Annotated in this window: 24 protein-coding genes and 1 pseudogene; 14 read left to right on the top strand and 11 right to left on the bottom strand. The window is 62.7% G+C overall.

Annotation, left to right across the window (positions count from 1 at the left end; genetic code table 11):
- Positions 1 to 57: 57 nt before the first annotated feature.
- The 3 genes from P4U43_RS00535 to P4U43_RS00545 all read left to right on the top strand — a co-directional run bounded on the left by P4U43_RS00535 (position 58) and on the right by P4U43_RS00545 (position 2,134).
- Positions 58 to 1,527: an amidohydrolase family protein gene (locus P4U43_RS00535; RefSeq protein WP_277356977.1), complete on the top strand. Its 1,470-nt coding sequence runs from the start codon at positions 58 to 60 to the stop codon at positions 1,525 to 1,527.
- A 107-nt stretch (positions 1,528 to 1,634) separates the two neighbouring features.
- Entirely contained in the window at positions 1,635 to 1,877 is a 243-nt protein-coding gene (locus P4U43_RS00540) for a type II toxin-antitoxin system Phd/YefM family antitoxin (protein WP_449658164.1), read from the top strand.
- A complete protein-coding gene (locus tag P4U43_RS00545; protein ID WP_277356979.1) occupies positions 1,874 to 2,134 on the top strand; it encodes a Txe/YoeB family addiction module toxin in 261 nt (86 codons plus the stop codon). The genes P4U43_RS00540 and P4U43_RS00545 overlap by 4 nt, the downstream gene beginning before the upstream one ends.
- 34 nt (positions 2,135 to 2,168) lie before the next feature.
- Here the strand turns inward: P4U43_RS00545 and P4U43_RS00550 are convergent, their stop codons facing one another.
- On the bottom strand, positions 2,169 to 2,816 hold the full coding sequence (locus P4U43_RS00550; protein WP_277356980.1) for a TetR/AcrR family transcriptional regulator: 648 nt from the start codon (positions 2,814 to 2,816) through the stop codon (positions 2,169 to 2,171).
- 54 nt (positions 2,817 to 2,870) lie between these two features.
- On the opposite strand from P4U43_RS00550, the gene P4U43_RS00555 reads away from it, so the two are divergent.
- Positions 2,871 to 3,317 (top strand): nuclear transport factor 2 family protein, encoded by a 447-nt coding sequence (locus P4U43_RS00555; protein ID WP_277356981.1) that lies wholly within the window; start codon positions 2,871 to 2,873, stop codon positions 3,315 to 3,317.
- A gap of 15 nt (positions 3,318 to 3,332) precedes the next feature.
- The gene (locus tag P4U43_RS00560) at positions 3,333 to 4,190 is read left to right on the top strand and encodes an SDR family oxidoreductase (RefSeq protein WP_277356982.1); all 858 of its coding nucleotides are present in this window, start codon (positions 3,333 to 3,335) and stop codon (positions 4,188 to 4,190) included.
- A gap of 47 nt (positions 4,191 to 4,237) precedes the next feature.
- Here P4U43_RS00560 and P4U43_RS18015 read toward each other — a convergent pair whose 3' ends face one another.
- The 4 genes and pseudogenes from P4U43_RS18015 to P4U43_RS00575 all read right to left on the bottom strand — a co-directional run bounded on the left by P4U43_RS18015 (position 4,238) and on the right by P4U43_RS00575 (position 8,703).
- Positions 4,238 to 4,717, bottom strand: a complete 480-nt coding sequence (locus P4U43_RS18015; RefSeq protein WP_318532991.1) for a HipA domain-containing protein — start codon at positions 4,715 to 4,717, stop codon at positions 4,238 to 4,240.
- Between the two features lie 89 nt (positions 4,718 to 4,806).
- Positions 4,807 to 5,082 (bottom strand): annotated as a pseudogene (locus tag P4U43_RS18020) (HipA N-terminal domain-containing protein); the annotation flags it as partial.
- Positions 5,079 to 5,336 (bottom strand): helix-turn-helix transcriptional regulator, encoded by a 258-nt coding sequence (locus tag P4U43_RS00570; RefSeq protein ID WP_277356983.1) that lies wholly within the window; start codon positions 5,334 to 5,336, stop codon positions 5,079 to 5,081. The pseudogene P4U43_RS18020 and the gene P4U43_RS00570, both read right to left, overlap by 4 nt.
- Positions 5,337 to 5,571: 235 nt before the next feature.
- The gene (locus P4U43_RS00575) at positions 5,572 to 8,703 is read right to left on the bottom strand and encodes a DEAD/DEAH box helicase (protein ID WP_277356984.1); all 3,132 of its coding nucleotides are present in this window, start codon (positions 8,701 to 8,703) and stop codon (positions 5,572 to 5,574) included.
- A 100-nt stretch (positions 8,704 to 8,803) separates the two neighbouring features.
- Here P4U43_RS00575 and P4U43_RS00580 point away from each other — a divergent pair, with 100 nt between their 5' ends.
- Together P4U43_RS00580 and P4U43_RS00585 are read left to right on the top strand one after the other, a co-directional pair.
- Positions 8,804 to 9,160, top strand: a complete 357-nt coding sequence (locus P4U43_RS00580; RefSeq protein WP_056550394.1) for a hypothetical protein — start codon at positions 8,804 to 8,806, stop codon at positions 9,158 to 9,160.
- Between the two features lie 78 nt (positions 9,161 to 9,238).
- Positions 9,239 to 10,021: an alpha/beta fold hydrolase gene (locus P4U43_RS00585; protein WP_277356985.1), complete on the top strand. Its 783-nt coding sequence runs from the start codon at positions 9,239 to 9,241 to the stop codon at positions 10,019 to 10,021.
- Between the two features lie 378 nt (positions 10,022 to 10,399).
- Here the strand turns inward: P4U43_RS00585 and P4U43_RS00590 are convergent, their stop codons facing one another.
- A complete protein-coding gene (locus tag P4U43_RS00590; protein ID WP_277356986.1) occupies positions 10,400 to 11,068 on the bottom strand; it encodes a TetR/AcrR family transcriptional regulator in 669 nt (222 codons plus the stop codon).
- Between the two features lie 121 nt (positions 11,069 to 11,189).
- On the opposite strand from P4U43_RS00590, the gene P4U43_RS00595 reads away from it, so the two are divergent.
- The gene (locus tag P4U43_RS00595; protein WP_277356987.1) at positions 11,190 to 11,978 is read left to right on the top strand and encodes a DUF4386 domain-containing protein; all 789 of its coding nucleotides are present in this window, start codon (positions 11,190 to 11,192) and stop codon (positions 11,976 to 11,978) included.
- Positions 11,979 to 12,061: 83 nt separating this feature from the next.
- Here the strand turns inward: P4U43_RS00595 and P4U43_RS00600 are convergent, their stop codons facing one another.
- Positions 12,062 to 13,411, bottom strand: coding sequence for an MFS transporter (locus P4U43_RS00600; protein WP_277356988.1), 1,350 nt, complete (start codon positions 13,409 to 13,411; stop codon positions 12,062 to 12,064).
- A 218-nt stretch (positions 13,412 to 13,629) separates the two neighbouring features.
- Here P4U43_RS00600 and P4U43_RS00605 point away from each other — a divergent pair, with 218 nt between their 5' ends.
- Complete coding sequence (locus P4U43_RS00605; RefSeq protein ID WP_277356989.1) at positions 13,630 to 14,235, top strand: cysteine hydrolase family protein; 606 nt, start codon at positions 13,630 to 13,632, stop codon at positions 14,233 to 14,235.
- 40 nt (positions 14,236 to 14,275) lie between these two features.
- On the opposite strand, the gene P4U43_RS00610 is transcribed toward P4U43_RS00605, so the two are convergent.
- Positions 14,276 to 14,638 (bottom strand): Asp23/Gls24 family envelope stress response protein, encoded by a 363-nt coding sequence (locus P4U43_RS00610; RefSeq protein ID WP_056550403.1) that lies wholly within the window; start codon positions 14,636 to 14,638, stop codon positions 14,276 to 14,278.
- Positions 14,639 to 14,762: 124 nt separating this feature from the next.
- Between P4U43_RS00610 and P4U43_RS00615 the strand changes: the two genes are divergently transcribed.
- The 5 genes from P4U43_RS00615 to P4U43_RS00635 all read left to right on the top strand — a co-directional run bounded on the left by P4U43_RS00615 (position 14,763) and on the right by P4U43_RS00635 (position 23,123).
- Complete coding sequence (locus P4U43_RS00615; RefSeq protein ID WP_277356990.1) at positions 14,763 to 15,464, top strand: HAD family hydrolase; 702 nt, start codon at positions 14,763 to 14,765, stop codon at positions 15,462 to 15,464.
- Positions 15,461 to 16,222 (top strand): maleylpyruvate isomerase family mycothiol-dependent enzyme, encoded by a 762-nt coding sequence (locus P4U43_RS00620; protein WP_277356991.1) that lies wholly within the window; start codon positions 15,461 to 15,463, stop codon positions 16,220 to 16,222. The genes P4U43_RS00615 and P4U43_RS00620 overlap by 4 nt, the downstream gene beginning before the upstream one ends.
- Before the next feature lie 173 nt (positions 16,223 to 16,395).
- Positions 16,396 to 17,109, top strand: a complete 714-nt coding sequence (locus tag P4U43_RS00625) for an endonuclease/exonuclease/phosphatase family protein (protein WP_277357080.1) — start codon at positions 16,396 to 16,398, stop codon at positions 17,107 to 17,109.
- 93 nt (positions 17,110 to 17,202) lie between these two features.
- Positions 17,203 to 19,911, top strand: a complete 2,709-nt coding sequence (locus P4U43_RS00630) for a PD-(D/E)XK nuclease family protein (protein WP_277356992.1) — start codon at positions 17,203 to 17,205, stop codon at positions 19,909 to 19,911.
- Entirely contained in the window at positions 19,908 to 23,123 is a 3,216-nt protein-coding gene (locus P4U43_RS00635; protein WP_277356993.1) for a UvrD-helicase domain-containing protein, read from the top strand. Before P4U43_RS00630 ends, P4U43_RS00635 begins: the two co-directional genes overlap by 4 nt.
- A 417-nt stretch (positions 23,124 to 23,540) precedes the next feature.
- On the opposite strand, the gene P4U43_RS00640 is transcribed toward P4U43_RS00635, so the two are convergent.
- The 3 genes from P4U43_RS00640 to P4U43_RS00650 are packed head-to-tail and all read right to left on the bottom strand — an operon-like array spanning position 23,541 to position 26,150.
- Complete coding sequence (locus tag P4U43_RS00640) at positions 23,541 to 24,089, bottom strand: gluconokinase (protein WP_277356994.1); 549 nt, start codon at positions 24,087 to 24,089, stop codon at positions 23,541 to 23,543.
- A gap of 49 nt (positions 24,090 to 24,138) precedes the next feature.
- Complete coding sequence (locus tag P4U43_RS00645; RefSeq protein WP_277356995.1) at positions 24,139 to 25,083, bottom strand: 2-hydroxyacid dehydrogenase; 945 nt, start codon at positions 25,081 to 25,083, stop codon at positions 24,139 to 24,141.
- Between the two features lie 44 nt (positions 25,084 to 25,127).
- Complete coding sequence (locus P4U43_RS00650; protein ID WP_277357081.1) at positions 25,128 to 26,150, bottom strand: L-idonate 5-dehydrogenase; 1,023 nt, start codon at positions 26,148 to 26,150, stop codon at positions 25,128 to 25,130.
- Positions 26,151 to 26,159: the final 9 nt, after the last annotated feature.

A 26,159-nucleotide genomic window follows, 5' to 3' on the forward strand; every position in this document is an offset into this window, starting at 1 on the left:
CAACCCCAGTCTCTCCCCACCTTTCCTTACACCTACCCCTACTCAAAGGAGTCAACGATGACCACTGAAACGCGAGCACCCCAGCCGGGCCGTCCGATCGTCTTCCGCAACGGAACCGTGCTGACCATGGACGGCGCCAAGCGGGTCCTGCAGGATGCCGACGTGCTCATTGTCGGTGAGAACATCGAGGCTATCGGCCAGTCCCTGGAGGTGCCGGAGGGTACGGAGGAGATCGATGCGTCCGGCGGGATCGTGATGCCGGGCATGATCGACACCCATCGGCACATGTGGCAGACCGCGATGCGCGGCTACGGCGCCGACTGGACGCTCACCCAGTACTTCGTCTGGTACTACCTGGAGCACGGCACGGCATTCCGGCCCGAGGACATCGCCGCCGGCAACCTGCTCTCGGCGTGGGATGCGCTGGACGCCGGGGTCACCACGAGCGTCGACTGGTCCCACGGGCTGAGCACGCTTGACCATGCCGAGGCCGCGCTCGAAGCCCTCGAGGGAACCGGCGGCCGCTTCGTCTTTGCGCCGGGCAACATCTTCGCGGGGCCGTCCGAGTGGACCTCGAACCCGGATTTCAAGAGCTTTGTGGAGCGTCGCAACCCGCGCTCGGACATGCTGAAGTTCCAGCTGGCGTTCGATGTCACCGGCGATCCATCCTTCCCGGAAAAGGGCGCGTTTGAGGTGGCCCGCGAACTGGATCTGCCCGTCACCACCCACGCGGGCGTGTGGGGAGCAACCAACGACGACGGCGTCCGGCTGATGCACGAACACGGCTTCATGACGCCCGGCACGGTCTACGTCCACGCCGCGACGCTGAGCCGCGATTCCTACCAGCGCATCGCTGCCACCGGCGGGTCTGTGTCCCTGTCCACCGAGAGCGAGCAGAGCTGCGGTCAGGGGTATCCGCCGTCGTGGGTTCTGCGCCAGCATGACATTCCGATGTCCCTGTCCATCGACACCAGTGTGTGGTTCAGCAGCGACCTGTTCGTCGCGATGCGCACGACCCTCGGTGCAGACCGATCCTACGAGCACATGCGGGCGCACGAAGCCGGCGACACCATCACCCACTCGGCGCTGCGCGCTGAGCACGTGGTGGACTGGGCTACGCGCGGAGGCGCTGCGGCGCTCTCCCTGGACCACGCGGTCGGGAGCCTTGAGGTGGGGAAGAAGGCCGACGTCGTCCTTGTCAAGAACGATCACTCCCCTACGTCCTTCCCTCTGCTCAACCCCTACGGGCATGTGGCGCTGCAGGCCGGGCGTGGTGACGTACACACCGTGCTGGTCAACGGACGGGTGGTCAAGCACAACCACCGCCTGATCGGTGCGGACCTGCCGGGAATCCGCGCGAAGGTGGAGTCGACCGTGGAGCACCTGCGCTCGACCCTCGGCGAAGAAGCGTGGCAGAAGGGCATGAACCCGGACGTTCCGGAGACCAAGATCCTGGACAACCCGTACATGTACACCGACTACCGGGACGCGTCCACCCACGCGAAGGCGGCGGACCTCCCGGCCTGACTGCTTCCTCCGCCGTGGGAGAAGCTCACTGAAAGTCATCGAGGTGTTCACGGGAGCACGCTCCTTGCGTACAATAAACTGTACGCAAGGAGGTAACAATGAAAACCATGACCTATTCTGAATCCCGCGCGAACTACGCTGCCACTCTTGACGCAGTGCTCGATGACCGTGAAGAAGTGGTGATCACCCGTGCCGGCAAGGACCCCGTCGTCATTGTTTCGCTGGACGACTACCAGTCGCTGAAGGAAACCGCGTATCTTCTCCGCAGCCCGGAGAACGCCCGGCGACTTCTTGGTGCCATCGAGAACCTTGAAAGCAGCAAGGGTGTGACCCACGAGCTCGCCGAATGACGCTGGTCTGGGACGAGTCAGCGTGGGAGGACTACCTCTGGTGGCACACTGAAGACCGCAAGATCCTCAAACGAATCAATATACTCATTCGGGACGTGCAGCGGAACGGGAATGAAGGAATTGGAAAGCCCGAGCCCCTGAAGCACGGGTTTCAGGGGTATTGGTCTCGACGGATCAACGACGAGCACAGGCTCGTGTACAAGGTGGTGGAGCAGGAAGTCCGTATCGCCCAGTGCCGGTACCACTACAGCAGGTGAACACCTCCAGTGCGCTCAAAGACTGGGGCTCACCCTAGGTCCGCGGCGGAAGCAGCGCCGCACTCATGGTGTCCGCGACAAAGGTTGCGAACTGTGCCGGCGTCCATCCGCGCTGAAGCACCAGCAGTTCATACAGTTCCGGGGAGCTGACCGTCCACAGAACATCGATGGCGTCCGAGAGGGTGGTCCCTTCCTTCAGGAAACCGCGTTCGGCCAGGAATTCAGCGTTATGCCTCATCCGTTCCACGCGGTGCGCGTTACTAGCCTCCAACAGTCCGGCCATCGACGAGTCTGTCGCGGCTGCGGAGCGGATGAGCAGGAGGATCGGGGTAACTGTCGACGCCACTTCAGCCGTGAGGGTGCCCCACTGGTGCATCAGCTCCCGGGGATCATCGATGCGTTCTCGGATGTCATCCGAGCGTCGGTAGGCGGGAGTGTCACCCGTGCCGGTCAAGCCGCGCTCGTAGATGGCGCGGACCAACCCTGACTTGTTCTCGAACGACTTGTAGATAGTTTCCGCGGAGATACCCGCCGCTGCCGCGATGCTGGCCACGGTTGTCGCAGCGTAGCCGTCCTGCAGAAACCGCTGTTCCGCGACATTAAGAACCATGGCGCGCGTCTGTTCTGCGAGTGCCTTTCGGCGGCTTGAATTATAGGGGCGACGGCCATTGACCGGAGGCATTGCCAGCTCCATACTTGGTATTGGGTACAAAGCACTGTAATGAAAGGTTAGCCGATGAACGGCAACCAGGAACACCCTCATGCAGATGACCCGCAGCGGAGCCCGCTACGGGTAATCGACAGGCTCGTCAGCGCCGTCAACGACCACGACCTCGATGCCCTCACCGCCTGTTTCGCGGACGACTACGTCAACATCACACCGGCCCACCCGGCACGCAGCTTCACCGGAGTGGATCAGGTTCGGCAGAACTGGCGCACCATCTTCGAATCTCTTCCCGATATCCAGACGAGCGTTGTCAGCGCGGCCATCGACGGTCAGGTGGTCTGGACCGAATGGGAGCATCGCGGCACCGGCCGTGACGGCTCTGCCAAGCTGCTGCGCGGCGTCGTTATCTTCACGGTCGGTACTGAAAGAATCACCGGCGCCCGATTCTTTCTGGAACCGGTCGACGACGACGCCCGGGGCGTCACCGCCGCTCTCACTCACCAACTGGACCGCTAGCCCAAAGGAAGCATCATGATTCTCGTAGCCGGAGCCACCGGCAAGCTCGGCGGGCTCATTACGCAGCAACTCATTCAGCAGGGCGAACCTGTCCGTGTCCTTGTCCGGCCGGATGCTGTGGGCAATTTCGGGCCGACCACGGAGGTTGCCCTCGGTGACCTCAAGGATCCGGCCTCACTCCGCGAAGCCTGCAAGGGTGTCGACGCGGTCATCACTACGGCGAACTCAACGGCGCGGGGCGGGGCCGACACCATCGAGTCAGTGGATCTGACCGGAAACCGCAATCTGGTGGATGCTGCCGCTGCCGAGCGGGTCGGGCGGTTCATCTTCATCTCATCGCTTGGCGCGGACCCCGCCAGCACCATGCCGCTGCTTCAGGCGAAGGGAAAGACGGAAAAGCACCTTGCCGAATCCGGCATGGTCTGGACGTCGATCCAGCCGAACGTGTATATCGACCTCCTGCTGATGGGCGTCGTCGGGGGTCCGGCGCTGTCGGGTGGCCCTGTCACGCTGGTTGGCTCCGGCGAGCGCAGGCACTCCTTCGTGGCGGTGTCCGACGTCGCCGCCTACACCCTGGCCGCGCTCCACTCCCGCGCGTCCGAGAATCAAACCGTTCGGGTGGGCGGTCCGGAACCGCTCTCCTGGCGGGACGTCGTCGCGACGTTCGAGCAGTTCCTGGGCCGTCCGGTGGAGGTCCGCACAGTTCCTCTGGGTGAACCGGTACCCGGGATGCCGGAATTCATTGTGCAGCTCCTCACGGCACTGGAGACCTATGATTCCCCGATGGACATGACGGGCATGGCGGAAACTTACGGTGTGAAAGGGACCTCGCTCAGGGAATTCCTCGGCGCCACGGTCCAGCACGTGGGCTGAGGTTGTTTCTGCCGTTTGGTGAGAATTTGCATGCCCCGCCGCGAGCCTTACTCCTCGACCAGCCGCCTGCGGTTCTTCAGTTCCGTCACCCAACTCCTGATCTCGGCGTCCGAGAAAGGAACCGCTCCCCCACGAAGGTCGTCAATCAGAGTGCCGGTCGCACTCAAAGCAATGTCGAGAACCCGATCGGCTACCCGCTGCGGCAGGCCCACATCCTCCATCCACCTCAAAAGATGCTTGCGCGAGATACCTGTCCGCTTCCCCGCTATGGGCAAAGCAAGTGATCTGTCTCCGTAAACCACGGTCGACGGAATGTCATAGACCGGCGCTATTGCGGTCCCGCCGAGCGCATCCTGCAGGAGAGAGACGTTCTTCGCATGAAGGTCGCCGTTCCCCGTCAGCCAGGCGAAGACCAGTTGCAGCGCCAGGTTGCGCAGCGCCGGAAGCGGAGCATCGCAGAGTGCGATGAGTTCCCGGCACACCTGTTCATAGGGCACATCATATTTAGCGGCGGGATGCAGCCCCATGAACCCTCCGTCACGGAACTGCCCCTGGGGACGATCTGCACATCACCCACCGTGTCACCTCCCACTGCGAGCAGAAGGGACAGTTCATCGTCCATCGACGTTTTTACGGCCCTGCGCAGCAATGAGAGGCGGCGCCCTTCAGGCAGCAAACCAGCAAAAAAAGGGGGCACAGCGCCACCGGTCAGGATCACGGCTTCGGATGACAGCGGTAGCGATGCCGCCACTGCTGGACCGCCCGTCACAAGGTATTCCGGCAGATAGCTGAACCGTGTCCCGCTTTCATACCGTTCCAGTTGGGCGGCGAGGACACCCCGTTTGTAGACGTCAGCCTGCCGCTGACCCTTGACATCCTCGAATGATTTCATCGGATGCCACCGCCCTGCGATTCGGGCCCTTCAGCGCCCTGCGTCTCGCGGCGCCAGCCCGTGACAGCGAGATCTAGTCCCAGTGTGCGAAGGACCACCAGCAGCGACTCCAACCTGACCGTCGGCTTCCCGTGTTCAACGGATCGGACGAATCGTTCCGAAACGCCGGCAAGGTCAGCGAGATCAGCTTGCGTGAGCTGCTCGGCGACGCGCCGGGCACGCACGGATTCCGCAAGAGTCTGCTCGAAAGCCACTTTTATCCACTCCTCGTCCGGCACGATCGTACCGATTCTTTCAGTATGTGGGCCCCTGACGAGCTTTTCAACGGCAATCGAGCATCAAACGGTACGAACGTTTCGATTCGTGCCTATCTGTCCTGAGAACAGCCAGGTTTTGAGGTCAAAATCGACAAAACGGCACGATCATGCCGGTCGCCCTACTGGTTTAGACGTTGCGTGCCACTCTAAAAAAGCAGTACCGCCAGCCGTCTCACTCAAACAGGCCCCGCACATCGCCGGCGGTGAGAGCGGAAGAGAACATGGCGTCGTCGTCCATTACTGCAGTGAAGAGCTTCGCCTTCTTCTCCTTCAACGCCATCACCTTTTCCTCGATGGTGTCCTTTGCCACCAGCCGGTACACCATCACGTTGCGCTGCTGCCCGATCCGGTGCGCCCTGTCCACCGCCTGGTTTTCGCTGGCCGGGTTCCACCACGGGTCCAGCAGGAAGACGTAATCCGCTTCGGCGAGGTTCAGACCGAACCCGCCCGCCTTCAGGCTGATCAGAAAGACGGGCGCTTCTCCGGACTTGAACTTCTCGATCACCTGCGCACGTCGGCGGGTTTTTCCGTCCAGATAGGCATAGTCCATTCCGGCTGCCTCCAGCCGTTCAACTGCTTTGGCCAGGAACCCGGTGAACTGGCTGAACACCAGCGCCCGGTGGCCCTCCGCAACAAGGTCCTCAAGCTGCTCGAACAGCGCGTCCAGCTTGCTCGATGGAACCGTTGCATACTTCTCATCCACCAGCGACGCGTCCAGGCTCAACCGCCGCAGCATCGTCAGCGACCGGAAAATCTCGAACCGGTTCTTGTTCATGTCAGCGAGCAGGCCAAGCACCTTCTGGCGCTCACGCTGCAGGTGCCGCTGGTAGATGGTGCGGTGCCGGGGAGAAAGCTCAAGTTCGAGCACCTGCTCCTGCTTGGGCGGAAGGTCCCTCGCCACCAGCTCCTTGGTGCGGCGGGTGATCAGCGGACGAATCCTGCGCCGCAGCTGAGCCAGCCTCTCGGCGTCGGACTCCCTCTCGATGGGCCGCTGATAGTACTCCGCAAACTTTCTGGAGCTGGGAAACAGGCCCGGGGCGGTGATCGCAAAGAGCGACCACAGCTCCATCAAGTTGTTTTCCATCGGTGTGCCGGTAATCGCCAGCTTGAACGGCGCCGGGAAGTCCCGCGCATTCTCGCTGGCCCGGGTCACCGGATTCTTCACGAACTGCGCCTCGTCCAGGATCAACCCTGCCCACTCCTGTGCGGCGTAGGCCTCGTAATCCAGCCGGAACAGCGTATAGGACACAATTACGACGTCGTTGCTGGTCGCCAGCACGGCAGGATCGGCACCGCTGCGGCGGAGCGTATCCATTACTGCTTCGGTGCGCAGGTTCGGCGCGAACCGGTGAGCCTCGGCCGCCCAGTTGGGCACCACGGACGTGGGAGCGACGACAAGGAATGGCCGCGTTTCCTGCCCCGCTTCCCGCGTGTGCGTCTCCCGCGTATGCGCGATCAGCGCCAACGCCTGAAGCGTCTTTCCGAGCCCCATGTCATCGGCCAGGATGCCGCCGAGTCCGTGCTCCCAGAGAAAGGCCAACCAGCTGAAGCCCTCCTGCTGATAGGGCCGCAGCGTTGCCTGAATTCCGGCCGGCACGTCCCTGGCAGGCACCTCGGACAGCTCAAGCAGCGCGGACACCGAGTTCCGCCAGGACTCGGCCTGTTCGGCAGTGGCTGCGAGGTCCGCCAGCTCCTCCCATAGGCCTGCCTGGAAGCGGCTGATCCGCAGCTCAGCAGTGTCCTTGTCCTGCAGCGCCCGGGCTTCTTCGATCAACCGGCGGAGCTGGGAGAATTCCGGCTGGTCCAGCGAGAAGTAGCCGCCACCAGGCAGCAGCAGGTGGTCCTCGTCGAGGGCGAGCGCTCGGAACAACTCGCCGAACGGAACCTCCGTGCCGCCCAGCGAGACGCTGACGCCGAGGCCAAACCAGTCGCGGTCGTCCGTCTCGCTGGTACTCACGGAAACCATTGGCTGCTCTGTCAGCTCCGTGTAGTCGGGGACGTCCTCGCTCTGCACAACGCGCACCTGTTCGAGAGCTTCGAGTTGCGGCACCAGTTCGGCGACGAACCGTGCGGCGGCCACGCCGTGCAGTTCCCTCGGTTCCGGCCGGCCCGGAAAGCCGTCCGCCGGCCGCGGAAAGGCGTCATACCAGGCTGCGCGGAAACCGTCGAGCACGCCGGCAACGGCGGCCAGGGTGCCGGCTTCCGCCGGCTGGTCCCGGTGGCCCGTGCCGTCGTCGGGAAGCGGGTGCGCCGTCGTCGTTCCTCCCTGGGTGTACTCCCAGGACCAGCTCAACCGCACTGCCTCAGTCTGCGCGGGGGAATCGGAGGCACGACGGCGCGAGCCGGTTGCGGTGGGCGCGTAGCTGATTTCCAGCAGCAGGGAAGGCGGCGGGATCTCCGGCAACTCAACCGAGCCGTCCCTCGATATGAGGTTCACCTGCTGGTGCAGCTGGGGATAGTAATCGCGGAGGAAGGCTTCGCGGCCGGTTTCGGGAATTTGCAGCGGGCTTCGTGCAGTCACCAGGGAACGGAGGGTCCCCGGAATCGGAGTGGACGTGGGCGCAAGTCCGATATTCCGGTCGGACAGCGGTGCGTCTGCGTCCTCCGGGTCCCACCAGAAGATACCGTGGACCGGCGAACCGACCAGACCGATCGACGTCGGATCCAGGGCATCGCCGTCAACCTCCACGTGGGGCGCGAGGATCAGTCCGCCGCCGTCGGCCTGCACATTGAGGCTTACCTCCGCGGTGTTGTGGAGCGTTACCTTCCCGCTTCCAGCGGTGATGAACTGCACTCCTGCCTCTCGTCCGCGCACCAACAGGTCCCACAGCAGCGGGCTCCGGAAATCGTCCACCCTGATTGAGTCACCGGGGCCCTGACCCGTACCTGCGCTCCGTGCGCGGACTGCCGCGAAGGTGGACATCCAGTCCCAGTGCGCTTCCTCGAAGCCCGCTCTGTTGTACCCGGCGAAGAAGCTCTGCCAGCGCAGTTGGCCGGTGATCCAGGTGCCGCCGGCGCTGCGTTGCACGGGTCGGATGTCGAGATGCACGCCCGGGTCCTGCCGCTTGAACCGGCTGGGCGAGGAACGCGGTGCGTCTTCACGCAATTCGAAGGAGAGCGCCAGGGGAACCGCAGGCCCGGGTGGACGGGTGGAGTAGCCGCTGGCTGAGTACGTATTCACCGGCGCAGCAGGCTTCGGGTTCAGGAGCGAGTCGAGGCTACGCTGCCAGTCGGGAGATGCAGGCGCTGTGGGTGCCTCTTGCGCAGGCGGTTTTGCTGGTGTTTTTGGAGCGTCGAATGGCATCACCTCAAGGATACCGGTGCGCTTTGCTGACCGGCAGCGCGCCGCCGTAGTGGTCTCGCCGTACCCCGCGGGTGAGGAGACCACGACCTAAGCTGGTGCCATGGAATTCCTGCGCAACCTGCTCCTCGTTCTGCACTTTGTCGGTCTTGCTGCCATCCTGGGTGGCGTCATCGCGCAGATTCGGAGCATGCGTACCGGCGGGGCCGTGGTGACACCGGGCATCATGCACGGCAGTTGGCTTCAGCTGGTCTCCGGGCTGGGACTGGTCGGCGTTCTCGAAGCCGGAGATCTGGCGGAAGTCGACAACATCAAAATTGGAGTGAAGCTCCTGGTGATGGTCGCCGTCGTCGTACTGGCTTTCATCAACCGCAAGAAGGACGCAGTGCCGTCCGCCATTCTGGGAGTAATTGGCGGCCTGACGCTGCTCAACATCATCATTGCGGTGTTCTGGCGGTAGAGCTTTCATCTCCTGACGCGAGGCATCCACAGGCCCTGGTACGACGAACAGCCTTGCGACGGAAGGAACACGATCCACATGTTGAACACCGAACGAACCGGCTCCGGCACACCGCTTGTCCTCGTCCACGGACTCGGATCCAGCATCCGTAACTGGGATCCGGTCCTTCCCATGCTGCAGGAAAAGCGTGAGGTCATCTCCGTCGATCTGCCCGGATTCGGCAAGAGCGAGCCCCTCACAGGTGAGGTGACCATTGACACCCTGACCGCCGCCGTCGAACGGTTCCTTCGCGAGGAGGGCCTTGAGGATGCTGACATTGTCGGCAGTTCGATGGGTGCGCGCATGGTGGTCGAGATGGCTCGCCGCGGGCACACGGGCAACGTCGTGGCGCTGGATCCCGGTGGATTCTGGAACGACACCCAGGTGCGCATCTTCAACAGCACCATCACGGCGTCCATCGCGCTGGTGCGCCGGATCCAGTCCATCCTGCCGTCACTGGTCAAGCAGGCTGCGGGCCGTACCGCACTGCTCGCGCAGTTCTCGGCGGCTCCGTGGAAACTCGATCCGGACCTGGTGCTCACGGAGCTTCGCGGATTCAGTACCTCCCCCAGTCTCGATGAGGCGCGCAGGTCACTGGCACACGGGCCGCGGCAGCTGGGTGCGCCGCAGGGCACACTCAAGGGAAACCTCGCGTTCGGCTGGGGCCGGCAGGACAAGGTGACTCCGCTCAGCGAAGCGGCAGTCGCCATGTCGCTCTACCCGGACGCCACCTTGCACGTCTTCGAGAACTGCGGGCACTTCCCCCACTGGGACCAGCCGGAGGAAGCCGCGCGCTTCATTCTGGATTCAACGGGTCGGTAAGCCTTCGACCAGGAGCACAGGTGACCGGGCCGGTCCGCTGCCGAAGGCTGAGCAAGCGGACCCTGCCCGGTGAGAACGTCCGTCAGGTCATGACGGCCGCTCCCAGCACAATCATCACCCGCGGGGCTTGCTGATTCCTTGGGAAGGGAGGCAGTGAGGCGGCGGGGCCACATCGGGGGAAACGGGCCCCGCCTCGCGGGAGATCTCCGTCCAGATCACATCCCGCTGCCGTTTATTCTCGTCTCCCTTTGCCCTCACGGGATAGCTTTGGGGATTATTACCGCCGACGACGAGCACATGACGCTCGCGACTGGTCCGTCACTGGCAGCTGATGTCCGGATTGAAGGTCGCAAAGGTACCGTCGAAGGGCATTCGGCTCTAACTGAGGGCTCGTTCCAGTCCGTCCAGGATCACGTCGAGGCCGTACTCGAATTCCTCCGCGAAGTCATAGCCCGGCTGCAGAACGTGGTCCGTCACGAACGCCGCCAGGTTTGGGTACTCATTGGCAGGAAACGGCTCAAACATGTCCTGCGCCATCGCTTCGATTTCGGCCGGGGTATCGATGGGCATACTCATCTTTGTGAGTGCGAAGCCGTAAATGTATCCGTCGAGGAGCGAGTAGGCGTGTGCCACCATCGCCATATCGAACCCTGCCCCACGGAGGTTGCCGATGACCGCGTCATGATGACGCAGGTTGGCAGCTCCAGGCCGCCTTCGTGACTCCATCAGTCCGATCGCCCACCGGTGGCGCGCAAGTGCGTCCCGGAGCGAGAGCGCCCGTTCCCGCATTGCTGTTTTCCACTCCCCCTGCACAGGAGGAACCGGAATCTCACCGAAGACGATGTCGATCATCGCATCGATAAGGTCATCCCGGTGCGAGATATGGCGATAGAGGGCCATGGGAGCGACGTTCAGTGTCTTGGCGACATGGCGCATTGTCAGTCCCTCCAGTCCCGCAGCGTCCGCATGCGCAATGGCAGCCTGAACGACGCGCTCCCTGGTGAGGGGTCGACGGCGTGTCCCGGCGTTAGTGCTCGCTTCTGACATCTCGTCCCTTTTCGCTCGGCCATCGAAAATTCCCACTTACTTCTCGTGTACTTAGTACACTACTGCGTGTACGCTGTACACATTCCGTGAAACTGTTCACGGATTCACCAAAGGAACGGTTATGAGTAATTCACACGGGGTTCTCCCCGAGGCACCGGCACCGGCATCGTCGAGGCTTACACCGGCGTCACCCAAGCGCCTTGCGAGGATTGCAGGAGTGTTCTACCTCCTGGTAGGAATCACGGGCGGCTTCGCTGCGGGGTTTATGGACCCCTTCCTCTATGTCGCCGGTGACGCGGCGGCAACCGCCGGCAACGTGACGGAGAACCCCACACTCGTGCGGATCGGCGTCGTTTCCCACCTCGTGGACGCCGTCTTCTTTCTCCTGACGGCGGTGACGCTTTACCTGTTGCTCAAGCACGCAGGCAAACATGCGGGCCGTCTCATGGTGCTGGCTGTGATCGTCGCCGCCGGCATTATTTCGGTCAGTGCAGTCTTCACTTATGTGGCGCTCCAGGTAACAACAAACGGCTCCTATACGGATGCCTTCGGGCTGCTGGGGTCCAATGCACTGGTGCTTCTGCTGCTGGACATCCAGCACTACGGCATCCTTGCCGCACAGGTCTTTTTCGGGTTGTGGTTGGCACCCTTGGGCTACCTGGTGATCAAATCGAAGCTATTCCCAAGGGCGCTTGGCTTCATCCTCATCCTGGCCACAGCCAGTTACCTGGTCGATGTTGCCCTCGCGTTCCTGTTTCCCGCACTCGCAACGCAGATTCATAGCTACCTAGGCATTGTGCCGGCCATCGCAGAAATCTGGATGGTGTTGTACCTACTCATCATCGGTGTCCGCACTCCGCGCGTGGCGGGCCGGCTGCCGGCACAAGTGACGCCAGCGCCGGCCTGGTGAGAGGCGGCAATAACTTCAGCGACGTCGTCGTACGTTCCGTGAACATCCGTGGTTCAGCAAGGGCAGATCCTGCCCTTGCTGGTCTAGGAGCCTTCGAGGTCTTCGAGCGACTTGCTCCTGGTGTCAGGGGACAGCAGTGTTGCCACTGCGGCAAGCACGCAGATACCGAACGTAGTCAGCCCGATAACCATCGGCACGTTCGATGAACCCGGCGGAGCAATGGCCGTGAAGACGCTCGGGAAGAATGACGCGATCATCAGCCCAACGTTCTGCGACACCGCAAAACCGGTGACGCGGATCCGCATGGGGAACTGCTCCTGGAAGAACGTGGCGAAGGTGGCGTTCCACATCTGAAAGAAGAGCCCCTGCACGATCACGACGCACACAAAGACCAGCAGCAAACTCCTCTGATCGATGGCCCACAAGTACCCTCCTGCCAGCAGGCCTCCGCCAAGCCCGCCAACCACCATGAGAGTCCGCCGGCCGATCCTGTCCGACAGCGCGCCGAATGCCGGGATGGTCAACACAGCGACCACGTTGGCTACGAGGGTCACCCAGAGGAAATCATCGCTTGAGTAGCCAATGCCGTACCCATCCTGCGTTGCATAAGCGACGCCGAAAATTAGCGTTGCCATACCGATGACATTGGTGAAGGTCATGATGATGCAGCGAACCACTACCCAGGGGTACGTGCGCAGCAGTTCGACCAGCGGGAACCGGCGCTTTGTCTCTCCGCTTGCAGACTGGGCCTGGTATGCCGGAGGCTCCTCCACCCGACGGCGGATGTAGTAACCGGCGAGGATCACCAGGGCGCTGAGCAGGAACGGGATGCGCCAGCCCCAGGCCTCGAACTCGGCATCCGGAAAGATGGCAGCGAGTGAGAGCAGGACGCCGGTAGCCAGGATTGACCCGACCTGCGTGCCCTGGAGGCTGAAGCTTGCGAAGAATCCACGCCGGGCATCGGGTGAGTGCTCGACGATCATGGCGCTGGCTCCGCCGAGCTCACCTGCAACCGCGAACCCCTGGATCAGGCGGAGGACCACCAGCAGGGCGGGCGCGAGGAGACCTACCTGCCCGAACGTGGGCAACAGACCGACGGCGAAGGTCGCGAAGCCCATCAGCAGCATCGCAGCGACCAGCACCTGCTTGCGGCCGTGCCGGTCACCGTACGCACCGAGGACCACAGCGCCGACCGGACGGGCTACATATCCCACGGCGTAGGTGGCAAGGGAGGCGATAATTCCCACCGTCGGATTCTCGGACGGGAAGAAGATAGCGGGGAAGACCAAGGTTGCGGCGAGCCCGTACAACGCAAAGTCGTAGTACTCGAGCGCGCTCCCGATCCAACCGCTCATCGCGGCCTTCTTGGGATTCCTCTGACCGACGCTGGAATCGCGGATCGGGCTGACGTCCTCGGTGGGCGTTCTACTCATTGCTGATATTCCTTCGTCGCCATTGGCAAGGAGCCGCAACTTCCGTCCCGGCATGGCTTCGTGTTGTGACCGGCAGGAGCGCATTGGACAGGAGTTACAGAACCTGTGCCGGCGCTCACATTGAATCGATTCATGCCAGCCTAGGGCGCTGGCCGGGGCCGCGTCAAAGCCTCGGCACAAGCCGCTCCGATGCCTGGCACGGTTGCTATCGTTGCACCGTGTCCGCTACCCACTCCGCCCCCTCCCTCAGTGACCGTGCCGCGCTCGTCATCGTTGACGTCCAGCAAGCCTTCGACGACGCCGCCTACTGGGGCACACGCATCAACTCCTCCTGCGAGGAGAACATCGCCGCCCTCCTGACTCACTGGCGCGAGACCGGCCGTCCCGTCGTCTTTGTCCGGCACGACTCCACAGATCCGGAGTCTCCCCTGCACCCCGACCATCCGGGACACGCGTTCAAGGACTTCATCACCGGCACACCGGACCTGCTGGTACACAAAAGCGTCAACTCCAGCTTCCACGGCACCCCTGATCTCCACGCCTGGCTGCAGGAGAACGCCATCTCCGAACTGGTTATCTGCGGAATCACCACGAATCACTGCTGCGAAACCACAGCCCGCGTCGGAGGCAATCTGGGCTACATGGTTTTATTCGCGCTTGATGCCACGCATACCTTCAACCGCGTCGGTCCGGATGGCGATGATGTTTCAGCGGACGCGATTTACCGCATGACTGCCGTGAACCTGCACGGCGAGTTTGCCGCCGTCGTGAACACAGCTGACCTGCTTGCACCGGCGCAGACGGCCGCAGTTGGGAGTCAGTGACTACGCGTTAGTCGGGTAACGGTGACCGCTGCCCTCAAAATCAGACGCTGGTACCGGTGGAGAATCCACTCGTGAAAGCGGCAGCGAAGAACAGCACCCAGCCGATGATGAGCAGAATGCTCAGCGCGCCGAGAATAATCGCGACCCACCCCAGCAGACGCCCGCCGGCTGCCGGTTCACCCATCCGCTCAGCCTTGTTCGCCGAGCTGATCGCGAGCGGCCCGAAGACAAACCAGAACAGGAACATCCCGAGTACGCCATAGGCAAGAGACAGTTGGGCAGCGCGCTTTCCCTCGTAGTCCGACCCCGCATAGCTCATGCCCGGAGACCGGCGGGTGCTGGCGGCCGCGAAGGGCTGTTCGCTCGGATATGGGGCACGATTCTGGGTGGAGTAACTCGACATGGGTATTCCTTCTGAGACAAGGTGGATAGTCCGGGATCCTGTTGGTGAGTTACCGCCAATACACCCGTATGCGAGCACATCCTATTGCACGGCGACTTACCCGACGACGATGTAGGCGGAAAACATGACACAACAGCACGACGACGGCGTACGCGGCGTCCTGTTCGACGTTGACGGCACGCTGGTGGACACGAACTACCTGCACACCCTCGCGTGGTGGCAAGCCTTCCGCCGCTTCGGCCACGACGTTCCGATGGCCAGCATCCATCGCACCATCGGGATGGGTGGCTCCACCCTCATTGAGCACCTCATCGGCGAGGGCCGGGACACCGGCCAGGACGAGGAGCTCAAGGACACCCACGGGGCGCTGTTCTCAGCTCAGTGGCCTGCCATCCGCTCGTTTGACGGCACCCGGGACCTACTGAATCATTGCGCGGAAGTGGGCCTCGCCGTCGTGCTGGCCACGTCCGCGAACAACGAGGAGCTGGCCGTCCTGAAGAAGGTGATCGATGCGGATGACGCGATCACCGGCGCGACCACCGCAACCGACACCGGCATCAGCAAGCCCTCCCCGGACATCCTCGAAGCAGCACTCGGCGTCGGAGAACTCAAGGCCGAAGAGGCAGTGTTCATTGGCGACGCCGTCTGGGACGTCCTCGCCGCCAACAAGCTCGGCATGCGCACCATCGCCGTCACTACCGGCGGAACCAGCGAAGCTGAACTGCGCGACGCCGGTGCGGCCTATGTGTTTGAGAACGTCCGGGAGCTGTTGAACGCCGTCCTCGCCGGCGAGGTTCCTGAACTGGCGAAAGCAACCGGCGGATGAAGCCCGATTATCCCTACGCCCTCACCTTTGCCCGCTACCGGGAGCTGATGGAGAAGGACTTCGCGCGGCTTCTGGAGCTCACACGCTCCGCCGACGCCGCGGCCCGGATTCCTGCCTGTCCGGACTGGGATGTCGAACAGCTGGTCCGGCACACCGCGCTCGTGTACCTGCAGAAAGCCGAGACCATCCGCACCGGCGCCAAGCCGCAGGGCCGCTGGGTTCCGGAGGACATTCTGCAGCTGGGTCCGGCCGAGATATTGGAGACCTGCTACCAGCGGATCACTGGCGAATTCGATGCCCATGATCCCTCAGACCCCGCGGAATCGTGGGTGACTGAGGATCAGACCGTGGGTTTCTGGATCCGCCGACTGACGCACGAGACCTCGATCCACCGCTACGACCTCGAAGCAGCCCTGGGCGATCCGCAGCCGGTCGAGACAGAGCTCGCAGTCGACGGGATCGACGAGGTGCTGACAGTCATGTTCGAGCGCGGGCGGTCGGCGGGCACGGATTCCGGTCCTGCTGAAGTCACCGGACATTTGATCCTGGAAAGCGGCGGTGCATCCTGGTCGGTTCACCTGCTGCCTCACGACGTCGAGATTTCCGCCGATGCGGCAGGCTCCTCCCCCGATGCCAGTATCAGCGGGGAACCCAACGACATTCTGTTGTGGCTCTGGGGCCGCGAACCGCTGCCCATTCAAGCTGGCGACGCCGGTTTGGCAGCAGAATTACGACGGCGCCTGGCCGCAACCACCTGAAGTGCCGGATTCAGCGAGGACTGCTGCTCCGCAAAGGCACCGTTGTTGTGCAGGATCGTGGGGACGTCCCTACGATCCTGCGCAGATGCGGCACTCCTGACGCGGTTCCGGAGCCTGGAAGTGTTTAGACTGAACCTGCTGCTGCCGTCAATCGCCAAAGGAGTCCGGTCCTGATACGCACCATCAGCTACAACCTTCGTGAGCACAAGGCGCGCGGTGAGCTCGAAGCCCTCGCCGAGGATTACGAGGTGGATCTGCTGTGCCTGCAGGAATGCGATGCATCGGACCTGCCTGACGTCGTTGGTGGGCTGCAGATGGCAACCGCCACCAAGGAAAACCGGCTGGGACTCGCCATGTATTATCGGCGCGACCGCTTCGACATGGTCCGTGCCGACTCCTTCTCGCTCAAGAAGTCCCTGCATGACCGTGTGCTCACGCCTGCACACGAGCGGCTGATCGGCGTCAAGCTCCTCGACCTGCAGACGGACAACACGCTCGTGGCCGGGTCCTTCCATGCGGCTCCCCTGACGGCCTCTAATTCGCTGCGCAGACATCAGATCAATGCCGCGCATGCCGAACTCCTGAGCATGGGGGACGGTTTTGCCACCTTGATGGTCGGCGACTTCAACTACCCGTTTTTCACGCAGAAACTCACCGAGCGCATGAACGAATCCGGCTACGATCTGTCGCTGAGCGACCGGCGAACCTACACCCGCGGCATGGTCTTCCGGGGACACTTCGACTTTGCGACGTCGCGCGGACTGGAAATCGACAAGGTGGAGACCCTGCCGCGTGGGGCGTCCGACCACCTGCCGATCCTCGTGCTCGCGGACTACCGGGCCAACGTCGAGGAGCCGTCTACGGAGGACGAGATCCAGCCCGCCTAGAATTGTCAGGAGCGGCTGTTACGTTCAGAATTCCACTGGACAGCTGCTCAGGCAGCACAATCCGCGACGGCGGGCACGGGGAGCGGGGCAATCATGAGGGTTGAGTTCGGCTGGTTTCTCGACCGCGCGCCGTGGTCTTTTCAATCCGGTGGCCTGAACACCGTACGAGTGGGCCGCCTCGGCTTTGTGGCACTGCTGCAGACCAGGCTTGGCATCACACGGCCAGAAGTCGCGCACCTTGGGCGCGTGAACCAGTACACCGCGCGTTTGCGGGCACTGGACAGTTCGTCAGCGTGGTTCTCGACCTCCTTTGCCGTGGACCCATGGTCAACCGCTCAGGATCTCCTCTATGCGCGGGATGACCTGGTGGCCAACGGTTGGGACGGCCGTCTTCCCGCAGGCCATCCCTCCAATTTGTTGCAGACTCTGGCGGCGGCCGAGGCGGTCGAACTTCCGCTTGCTCCGGCACTTGCTGACGACGTCGCCGGGCTGACGGCTGCCCTGGAAACTCCACTTCCGCTCGGCATCTCAGCCGTTGCGCTGCAGCACCCGCGGTCCTCCTTTCCCTCAATTTGGCAGGCGATTCTCGGGAAGCTCGAAGTGCGCGGCGTCAGCATCGTGGAGCCGGAACCCACCGCAGCGCCGCCACCACGCATCACGGTTCTGCACGCGGAAACTGAGTGGGAAGCCGCAGAGCACGCTGCCCGGTGGTTGGGTGCCGGCGGTAGCGGTAGCGGTAGCGGTAGCGCGGGCGCTGCGGGCACTGCGGCGAGTACCGCCGTCGTCGTATCGCACCAGACCAACATTCTGGACCATTACCTTTCCGCCCGTGGACTGCCGCGCATCGGCATCGGAGCCAGATCCCGTTGGCGAGCACAGGACCAGATCATCCCGCTCTTCATGGAGATCATTTGGGGTCCGGCGAATGTGCAGTTGCTCAGCGAGTTCCTCGCACTCCCGGTCTCGCCCGTACGGCGTGATGCCGGCCGCGAACTCCTCAAAGCCCTGAAAGAGGAGCCGGGAACCGGTGGCGAAGCGTGGAACGTGGCGCTGCAGGCGATCGCAGAGCTACCCGACTGTGACAGGGAACAGGCCTCCGAGCTCGACGAGCTATTCTCCCGGAATCTCCTGATCGAGCACCACGGTGTCAGCGGTACGCAGATTGCGGCAAAGACCGAATGGCTTGCAAAACGGCTCAATCGGCTCGCTCGTCATCGCACCGAGTTGGCCTCCACCTACGCGCAGCTGCAGACGCTGATTGCCCTGATTTCCGGCCTGCCGTTGGTGTCCCGAACGGACCTTCGGCGGATGATCTCCTCGGTCGTGGCGGAAACCACCAATCCGCTTGCAGCCAGCGAAGCGTCCGACTGGCTGCGGCTTGAGCACCTCACCGAGCTGATGGATCCAGTGGATGACGTCCTGTGGTGGGGATTCCAGAACGCTACGGCGCCACGAACGCGTCGCTGGGACCGTTCCGATATTGAGGCACTCTCTTCGGTGGGCGTGCACCTGCCCTCACCCGAGAGCCTGGCGATGCTGCAGATCACCCAGACAGTCCAGGCCTCGACGCGCTGCCGGAACCTTCTTATCGTCCAGACTGCCCAGCAGGAAGGCGAGCCCACTGAGAACAATCCCCTGCTTGAGGCTTTGGTCGCCGCACAGCCCGCAACCGGTTCGGGGCCATCGCTACGCGAGCAGATCAGGGAATGCACTGTGACACCGGTGCAACTGGTCCAGAACAACCGTTGGGCCTTGGCAGGACGGTCGGCGCGGATGGGCCCCGTCGATCCCGTCCGCGTAGCGCCGCCGCCTCCTGAGTTCGAGCTGGAGCCGCGCGCTGATTTCGCCCCTGACGCGCTGTCCTTCAGCCAGCTCGGCAACCTGCTGGGATGTTCCCTGGCCTGGGTGCTCGACAAGAAAATGCGGCTACGGCCCGCGGATGCCGACAGCGCGCCGAGCGGCAACACCATGATCGGGATCTTCGCGCACAAGCTGGTCGAGGAACTGCATCACGATCTCTCAGCCCAACTCCGCGCCGTCCCCACGCCCGAGGAAATCGACCGCAAGATCGACAAACTCCTGCCGCACCTCGCATCGGAGCTTCTCCTACCAGGGCAAAGCGCAAGGCTGAAGAATCTGCGCGCAGTGCTGTCCTCCAACGTGATGAAGTTCTTCACCTGGGTGAGCGCTGCCGGGATCACCATCCAGGACGTCGAGAAGCCGTTCGAGAAGTTCCTTGAACTCACCGTGGACGGAAAGCAGATGTCGGTTCCGGTGAGAGGCTCCATCGACGTCGCGGGGATAGACGGCGAGGGCAGGCCTGCCGTCATTGACCTGAAATGGAGCAACCGGGACAAGTACCGTCTGGAAGAGGTACGCGAGGGAAAGGCCCTCCAGTTGGCGCTGTACCAGTGGGCGCTCGGTGGGGAAACCGAAGGAGATGTCAGCGAAACTGCGCCGACCGACGGGAATCGATCGGATGGCGTGGGCAGACCCGCCGCTTACTACTTGCTCAAGCAAGGCAGCTTTGCGACCACCCACCCGGGGCTGGGCGGATCGGCAACAGCAGCCGAAGGACCGGACGCCCTGTGGGATTCCGCAGTGAAAGCGGTAACCTTCTCTGTCTCGGAAGTAGTTCATGGCCGTATCTCAGCAACGCCGCTGGTGGACACAGCCCGCGAGGCTGACGGCGGGGAAACCGGTGAGGCCCGGGCAACGGCGGACGGGCGTTTTTATGGCAAACCACCCTGCCGGTTCTGCCACTTCAGCAGGCTCTGCGGATTGGCGGGCGACTTCTCATGAACACCCTCAGCAACGTACTGATGATTTCGGCGAGCGCCGGCACCGGGAAAACGCATGCGCTGACCAACGTCATTGCTGACCGCATCGCCGGCGGCACACCTGCCGCTGCCATCATGGCGACCACCTTCACCAAGAAAGCGGCCGGTGAGCTCAAGGAACGCATAGCTCTGCGGCTGCTGGACGATCAGGGCTCGGGCGCTCACGGATCGGGCGCTCAGAACTCCAGCGAACAGGGTTTCAGCTCCGACAACTCGAGCGTGCCGGATCCCCTGAAGCTGAAGGAAGCAGCACAGCAACTGTCCACAAGCCTCATCGGCACCGTCAACAGCGTCTGCAGCAGGCTCCTCACCGAATACGCCATCGACGCCGGGCTTTCTCCTGCCCTTGAAGCGATCGCCGAGGGAGAGCAGGACGGCATTTTCCGGCTCGCTACGGACGAAGTGCTTGCCGATTATTCGGACCAGATCCTGCCGATCGCACGCAGAATGAGCATGGTGGAGGACGACGCGTGGATGGTGCTCGTCCGCGGTATCTGCGATGCGGCCCGCAACAACCTCCTGCAACCACAGGACCTCGCTGCCTGTGCCGAACGTTCCTGGCAGGGCTACCAGAGCGTCCTGGAGGAACGCGGAAGCTATGACGGCAGGCAAGCCTGGCTGGACGGCCTCCGCCACGCGCTGCCGGAACTTCAGGCCGTGCTGCGTGACGGCCTCGACCCCGCGGGCAAACCCGTCAATGTGGCAGCCAAGAACTTCGCGGAGAACTGGCCCAAGATTGTCCACCGGATCACCTCCATGGGGGACGTCGAGGACGTCTCCTGGGAGCAATGGCGCGGCGCTATTCCGGCCGCGTCCTCAAAGCTCATCAAAACCATCTTCGAGCAGCCGATCGCCGCATTTTCCGAAGAGCTGCTGAGCAATCCGGCGTTCCACGATGACATTGAGCAGTTCATCCGGCTTATCTACGCGTGTGCGGCTGAATGCCTCGAAGCGTTCGAGCGTTTCAAGCACACCCACGGCCTGATGGACTTCGTTGACCAGGAAACCCTGGCCCTCAAACTCGTCCGTGAGAATGAGGCGTTCAGGCAGTCCTTCTCGCAGCGGGTGCAGTTCCTGGTGGTGGATGAATTCCAGGACACCAGTCCCCTTCAACTTGAACTCTTCCTGCAGCTCAGCAGGCTCGTGGATCGCGCCGTCTGGGTGGGTGACCCCAAGCAGGCCATCTACGAGTTCCGCGGAACCGATCCTGAGCTGATGGATGCGGTGGTCTCCAAGGTGACCCAGCGTGAGATGTTGAGCAGCTCCTGGAGGTCTGAACAGGTTCCCCTCGACCTGTCCAACGCAACGTTCATCCCTCTGTTGGCAGCCGTTGGGATGAGCCGCGAGTCCGTGGAGCTCCGTCTGCCGGACGCCCGTGCCGACTGCACCGGCGGGTTCCTGGAAGCGTGGAGCCGGACAGCGGGGAAAGACGAAGAGCGGCTTGCGGCAACCGCCGTCGGTGTCGTTGACCTGTTGCGCCGGCGTCCGGAGCTGGAACCGAAAGAGATCGCCGTGCTGACGCACACCAATAAGGAAGCGCAGGCAGTGGCAGCAGCGCTGTCCGCACTCGGCATCCGGGCAACGCTCAACAGCCAGCCGCTGCTGAGTTCCCGTGAGGTGCAGTTGGCGCGGGCCGCTCTGGCCTTCGTTGCCGACGCACGTGACACCATCGCACTCAGTGAGGTTGTTGCCCTGCATCCGGGGCACCGGGCACATGAAAAGTGGCAGCAGGCGTTGCTGGCCTCGCCCGAGCCTGCTGAAACCCTCGCGGAATGGGCTGCCGATCCGCTCTGTACAGCGCTCACGGAGCTGAATGAGCGGGCCATCGCGTCTACGCCCACTGAGGTGTTCGAAGAGGTGGTCAGCCTCATCGGCCTCCCGGCGTTGCTGAAGACCTGGTCTGCCCCCGAGACGCGCCTGCGGAACCTCGATGCTGTGCGTGCCGAGTTCAACAACTACTACGAGGCCGCCAAGGCGCTGAAGGCCCCGGCAACCCTGCGCGGTGCACTGCAGTTCCTGTCCGAATCGGAGGCTGTTGCCTCTGACAACTCAGGTGACGACGTCGTTAATGTGATGACGTATCACAAGGCCAAGGGGCTCGAGTGGCCGGTGGTCATTATGGAGAGCCTGGACCGCGAAGTGGGCGCCCGTGCGTTCGGTGTGGCGGTGCAGTCCGACGGCGAGTTCGACCTCGATGAACCTCTTGCCGGACGCTGGATCCGGTTCTGGCCCTCTCCCTTCCCGTACAAGGGCTCACCGCTGGATGCCGCAGCGAAATCGAGCGCCGTCCTCATGGCCAATGAGGACCGCGAACGCCGCAACGCAGCGCGCCTCATGTATGTGGGCATGACCCGGTCCATCAACACCACCGTCCTCACCGCAAAGGGCAGCTCGCCGCTTGGGTTGAATGACCTCGGCATCACCGGCCTGATCAAGTGGTCGGGCGAGAAGCATGACGGCGTGATCACGGTAAACGGGAAAGAACTGCCGGCGTATGTGCAGACCTACGTTGCAGAGGACGCACCGGAGAGCGTCACCTCCGCCTCATCTATCCAGTACGACGACGCCGCTGCCGCTCCCCTAGCCGGGTCCTATCTGCCCGCGCGAATCAAGGCGAGCGCCCAGACAACCACGAACGGGACCGACGCCGACGCACTTATTCATGAGCACGCGAACCTCGGTGACCCGCTGGCCACCAGAGGAGACGAACGATGGGCCTCCGTGGGTTCGGCCGTCCACGCGTACCTCGGCACGGAGTACACAGCGCTCGATCGTGCCGCGCAGCTCGGGGTCGCCAAGCAGATTCTTGACCGCTGGCAGGTGGGCGACCTCATCGACGTCGAACTGCTCCTCACCTCGGGCGACCGGTTCGCGGAATATCTGACGTCGATGTATCCGGGAGGGTCGATCCTCCGAGAGGTGCCGATCTCTTGGCGTACTGAGCAGAACCAGTACATGGAAGGCTGGATCGACCTGCTCATTGAGCTGCCCGAGGGTTTTGTCCTGATCGACCACAAGAGCTACCCCGGTGAGGATCCGGCGAAACATATCCGCAAGGAAAACCTCGGGCAGATGGAAACGTACCGTCAGGCACTCCTCGATGTGACCGGAAAGCCGGTCATCGAGACACTGATCCACCTGCCGGCCCTCGGCAAGGTGTACAGAATTGACTGAGCACACCGTCCACTGCATCCCAGAGAAGCCCACCTTCGATGACGGCCAGTCGGCCGAGCGGGCCGTCTGGCAGGTGCTGAAGGCAGCGTTGCCGGATGGCGTGGTGTTGGCGTTCAGGCAAGGAGGAAGCCGCCCACCTTCCGACGGAGCAGAAGTTCGACGCCGTAATGGTCGTGGAAGCGCAGGACTTCGAGCGAGGGCGCGTAGCCTTCCGATTATGGCGGGCGACTCGGATCTCATCGCTGAGCGCGGAGGCAGAAAACTAGCGCGGGCTCCGCGGGCGTGCGAGGTGTTGGATTTTGCATAACGATCACGCTCATTCAGCTCACACCGGTGGGCACCACCCTTGTACGTGCAGATACGCACCGTATCCTTCAGACAACCTCCGCAGCCGGGAAAGGTGGGGACAGCCTTCAATCAACCACGACGTTGAGCCACCTCCGCTTCACATTCACCGGTATCCGTCGAGAGCCGCCTGAGAATTGCGTCAATAGTCTGTTCCAGCTTCCCGGTGTTCGCCACCGCGATGCCACACTCGTCATCTGCAAGTGCTTCGAGAGTTTCGAACTGGCTGGCCAGAAGCGATTCAGGCATGAAGTGCCCGCTGCGTCCCGCCATCCTCGAACGGATAAGCTCCGCATCACCATGCAAATGGATGAAAACGACTTCGCCATCTGCGGAGGCGAGCAAGTCCCTGTAACTGCGCTTCAGCGCTGAACAGGTCACGATTGTCGATTCATCTGCTGCAGATTTCTCAGTAATCCAAGTTTTGATCGCTGTGAGCCATGGCCACCGGTCATCGTCCTTCAGCGGAATCCCGTTAGCCATCTTGGTAATGTTCTCAACCGAGTGGAAGTCATCAGCCTCGGCGTAGGACCACCCCAACCGTTCTGAAAGCGCGGTCGCGAGTGTCGTCTTACCGCATCCCGCTACTCCCATGACAATGAAATGGGTTCGATCATTCATCTCTGGTTCCTTTTCTATCCTCGTCGTGCCCGCGTAGCATCTGGACGAGCTATCTAAACTGACCGACCTGCACGAGATTTTCCGGCACCCGTCCCAACGCGAGTGCATTGATCTGCCGAATGAGCAACGCGCGGATGCGTGGTTCAAACGCTGACGCATTTCCACCCACATGCGGCGTGATTAACGCATTGCGAGCACCCCAAAGGCGGTGTGTGTTCGGCAACGGCTCAGGATCTACGACGTCGAGCGCACAGTAGAGCCGTCCGCTCAGCACCTCGGACGTCAGGGCATCGGTATCGATGACCGCCCCTCGGCCAACATTTACGACAAGGGCACCGTCTGGAAGGGCGGACAGAACCCGGTCATTGATGAGGTGCTTCGTTCCGGAGGTAAGCGGAGTAGCTACCACGAGGACGTCATGGTGAGGCACCAAATCGTGCAGTTCGTCGACTCCATGGATGTGACCGAAGGCGTCATCACGCGCGCTGGATCCGACGCGCGTCAGTTCTACCTCAAACGGTTCGAGGCGGCTGGTGATCGCCTGACCGATCCCGCCAACACCAACCAGTAAAACCTTCCGGTCTGCCAGGGAGAGGCGCCGATCAGGCTGCCATTTGCGTGCCAGCTGGTCCCTCGCGGCGACGTCGATTCCACGCAGTTTCGCGATCAGGAGACCAATGGCAAGCTCGGCAGTGGCAGCAGCATGGACGCCTGAGGCATTGGCAACGGCGGCGTTGGGCCCGGCAGCTTCCCTGATGCCATCAAAACCTGTTGACTGCGCCTGGACGAACTTCAGGTTCGGTACCTTCTTGAGCGAATCGAGCACTTCTCCAGCGTTCAGGTACGGAAGGATGACCCCCTGGATCTCGCTCAAGTCGGCGCCCTCGGGCATCGACTTCAAATCCCATACCGCGGTGCGGATCCCGTCCGGAACGGGTCCGAGCTGAGCCAGTGTTTCATGGTCCGGGAGGGTTACGGTGTGAACGTGTTTCATGGTGCCTCCAAAGGCGTCTAATTCAATGTCCAACTGGGATCGAGTCAGTGTGCAGCTTCATCAAACCTGAGCAGCACCTTCCCTGACGTGGCAGCATCCTTGGCCACCGCGAAGGCGGCCAAGGCCTGTGAGACCGGAAATTCGTGAGTGATGGCCGACGAGATCTGGAGGCTGCCGTCCGCCAGTGCTGAAATGGCCTCATCGATCTCGTTGTTGAACCGGAACGATCCCACCAGCTCAAGCTCACGCGTAATTGCAAGGGATATGGGTACCGGTTGGTCACCGGTGGGAAGTAAACCGACCATGACTACTCGTCCGCCACGCGCCGCGCCTCGGATGGCGGAGGACAGTCCGCGGTAATTCCCGGAGGATTCGACGACCACATCGGCCTCTGTAGCGGCGATAGCGTCGACATCCGTGGCTTGAATGGTTCGGGTCGCCCCAAGTGCGCGCGCAATCTCAAGCGGCTTGTCGAACATGTCGACGGCGGTGATCTCGGCGGCGCCGGCCCTTTTCAGTGCGGCTACCGTGAGTGCACCGATGGGTCCGCTGCCCACAACCAGCGCGCTCCTACCATTCACCTCTCCCGCGCCTGCGACTGCGTGCAGGGCAACGCTTGCCGGCTCAATCAGTGCAGCGGTCCGTAGCGATACCCCCGGCGGGATAGGCCGAAGCATGCGGCTGGGAAGCACTGAGTACCGTGAGAATGCCCCGTTCGTATGGGGGAACTGCGCCGCGCTGCCCAGGTACGTGCACCCCGGTGACAAATTTGGACGTTCTCGCGGGTACTTCGCTGCGCCGTCACCCGGAGTGGCAGGATGAACCGCCACTGTGGTTCCGGCGGCCGGGCCCGTGCCGTCGGCTGCAGCTTGTACAACAGTGCCGACAACCTCATGGCCGAGCACCATCGGTTCCCTGAGAATCGATTCACCTGCGGCACCATGCATCCAGTAATGCAGGTCGGAGCCGCACACGCCGCCATAGGCAATCTCGAGAATCGCTTCGTCCCGCCGAGGCGCCGGTAGTGCGACCTGCTCCACTCTGAGGTCACCGGCGCCATGCGCCATCACTGCGAG

Origin of the sequence: Arthrobacter vasquezii (genome assembly GCF_029455255.1) — a bacterium.
Classification (GTDB): Bacteria; Actinomycetota; Actinomycetes; order Actinomycetales; family Micrococcaceae; genus Arthrobacter_D; species Arthrobacter_D parietis.

What these genes read in the sequence shown, in the direction of transcription:
- P4U43_RS00535 (WP_277356977.1), top strand. Translation starts at nt 58, where the DNA reads ATGACCACTGAAACGCGAGCACCCCAGCCGGGCCGTCCGATCGTCTTC.
- P4U43_RS00600 (WP_277356988.1), bottom strand. Translation starts at nt 13,411, where the DNA reads ATGAGTAGAACGCCCACCGAGGACGTCAGCCCGATCCGCGATTCCAGC.
- P4U43_RS00545 (WP_277356979.1), top strand. Translation starts at nt 1,874, where the DNA reads ATGACGCTGGTCTGGGACGAGTCAGCGTGGGAGGACTACCTCTGGTGG.
- P4U43_RS00585 (WP_277356985.1), top strand. Translation starts at nt 9,239, where the DNA reads ATGTTGAACACCGAACGAACCGGCTCCGGCACACCGCTTGTCCTCGTC.
- P4U43_RS00620 (WP_277356991.1), top strand. Translation starts at nt 15,461, where the DNA reads ATGAAGCCCGATTATCCCTACGCCCTCACCTTTGCCCGCTACCGGGAG.
- P4U43_RS00635 (WP_277356993.1), top strand. Translation starts at nt 19,908, where the DNA reads ATGAACACCCTCAGCAACGTACTGATGATTTCGGCGAGCGCCGGCACC.
- P4U43_RS00575 (WP_277356984.1), bottom strand. Translation starts at nt 8,703, where the DNA reads ATGCCATTCGACGCTCCAAAAACACCAGCAAAACCGCCTGCGCAAGAG.
- P4U43_RS00560 (WP_277356982.1), top strand. Translation starts at nt 3,333, where the DNA reads ATGATTCTCGTAGCCGGAGCCACCGGCAAGCTCGGCGGGCTCATTACG.
- P4U43_RS00630 (WP_277356992.1), top strand. Translation starts at nt 17,203, where the DNA reads ATGAGGGTTGAGTTCGGCTGGTTTCTCGACCGCGCGCCGTGGTCTTTT.
- P4U43_RS00540 (WP_449658164.1), top strand. Translation starts at nt 1,635, where the DNA reads ATGACCTATTCTGAATCCCGCGCGAACTACGCTGCCACTCTTGACGCA.
- P4U43_RS00640 (WP_277356994.1), bottom strand. Translation starts at nt 24,089, where the DNA reads ATGAATGATCGAACCCATTTCATTGTCATGGGAGTAGCGGGATGCGGT.
- P4U43_RS00590 (WP_277356986.1), bottom strand. Translation starts at nt 11,068, where the DNA reads ATGTCAGAAGCGAGCACTAACGCCGGGACACGCCGTCGACCCCTCACC.
- P4U43_RS18015 (WP_318532991.1), bottom strand. Translation starts at nt 4,717, where the DNA reads ATGGGGCTGCATCCCGCCGCTAAATATGATGTGCCCTATGAACAGGTG.
- P4U43_RS00610 (WP_056550403.1), bottom strand. Translation starts at nt 14,638, where the DNA reads ATGTCGAGTTACTCCACCCAGAATCGTGCCCCATATCCGAGCGAACAG.
- P4U43_RS00650 (WP_277357081.1), bottom strand. Translation starts at nt 26,150, where the DNA reads ATGGCGCATGGCGCCGGTGACCTCAGAGTGGAGCAGGTCGCACTACCG.
- P4U43_RS00615 (WP_277356990.1), top strand. Translation starts at nt 14,763, where the DNA reads ATGACACAACAGCACGACGACGGCGTACGCGGCGTCCTGTTCGACGTT.
- P4U43_RS00550 (WP_277356980.1), bottom strand. Translation starts at nt 2,816, where the DNA reads ATGCCTCCGGTCAATGGCCGTCGCCCCTATAATTCAAGCCGCCGAAAG.
- P4U43_RS00555 (WP_277356981.1), top strand. Translation starts at nt 2,871, where the DNA reads ATGAACGGCAACCAGGAACACCCTCATGCAGATGACCCGCAGCGGAGC.
- P4U43_RS00645 (WP_277356995.1), bottom strand. Translation starts at nt 25,083, where the DNA reads ATGAAACACGTTCACACCGTAACCCTCCCGGACCATGAAACACTGGCT.
- P4U43_RS00595 (WP_277356987.1), top strand. Translation starts at nt 11,190, where the DNA reads ATGAGTAATTCACACGGGGTTCTCCCCGAGGCACCGGCACCGGCATCG.
- P4U43_RS00580 (WP_056550394.1), top strand. Translation starts at nt 8,804, where the DNA reads ATGGAATTCCTGCGCAACCTGCTCCTCGTTCTGCACTTTGTCGGTCTT.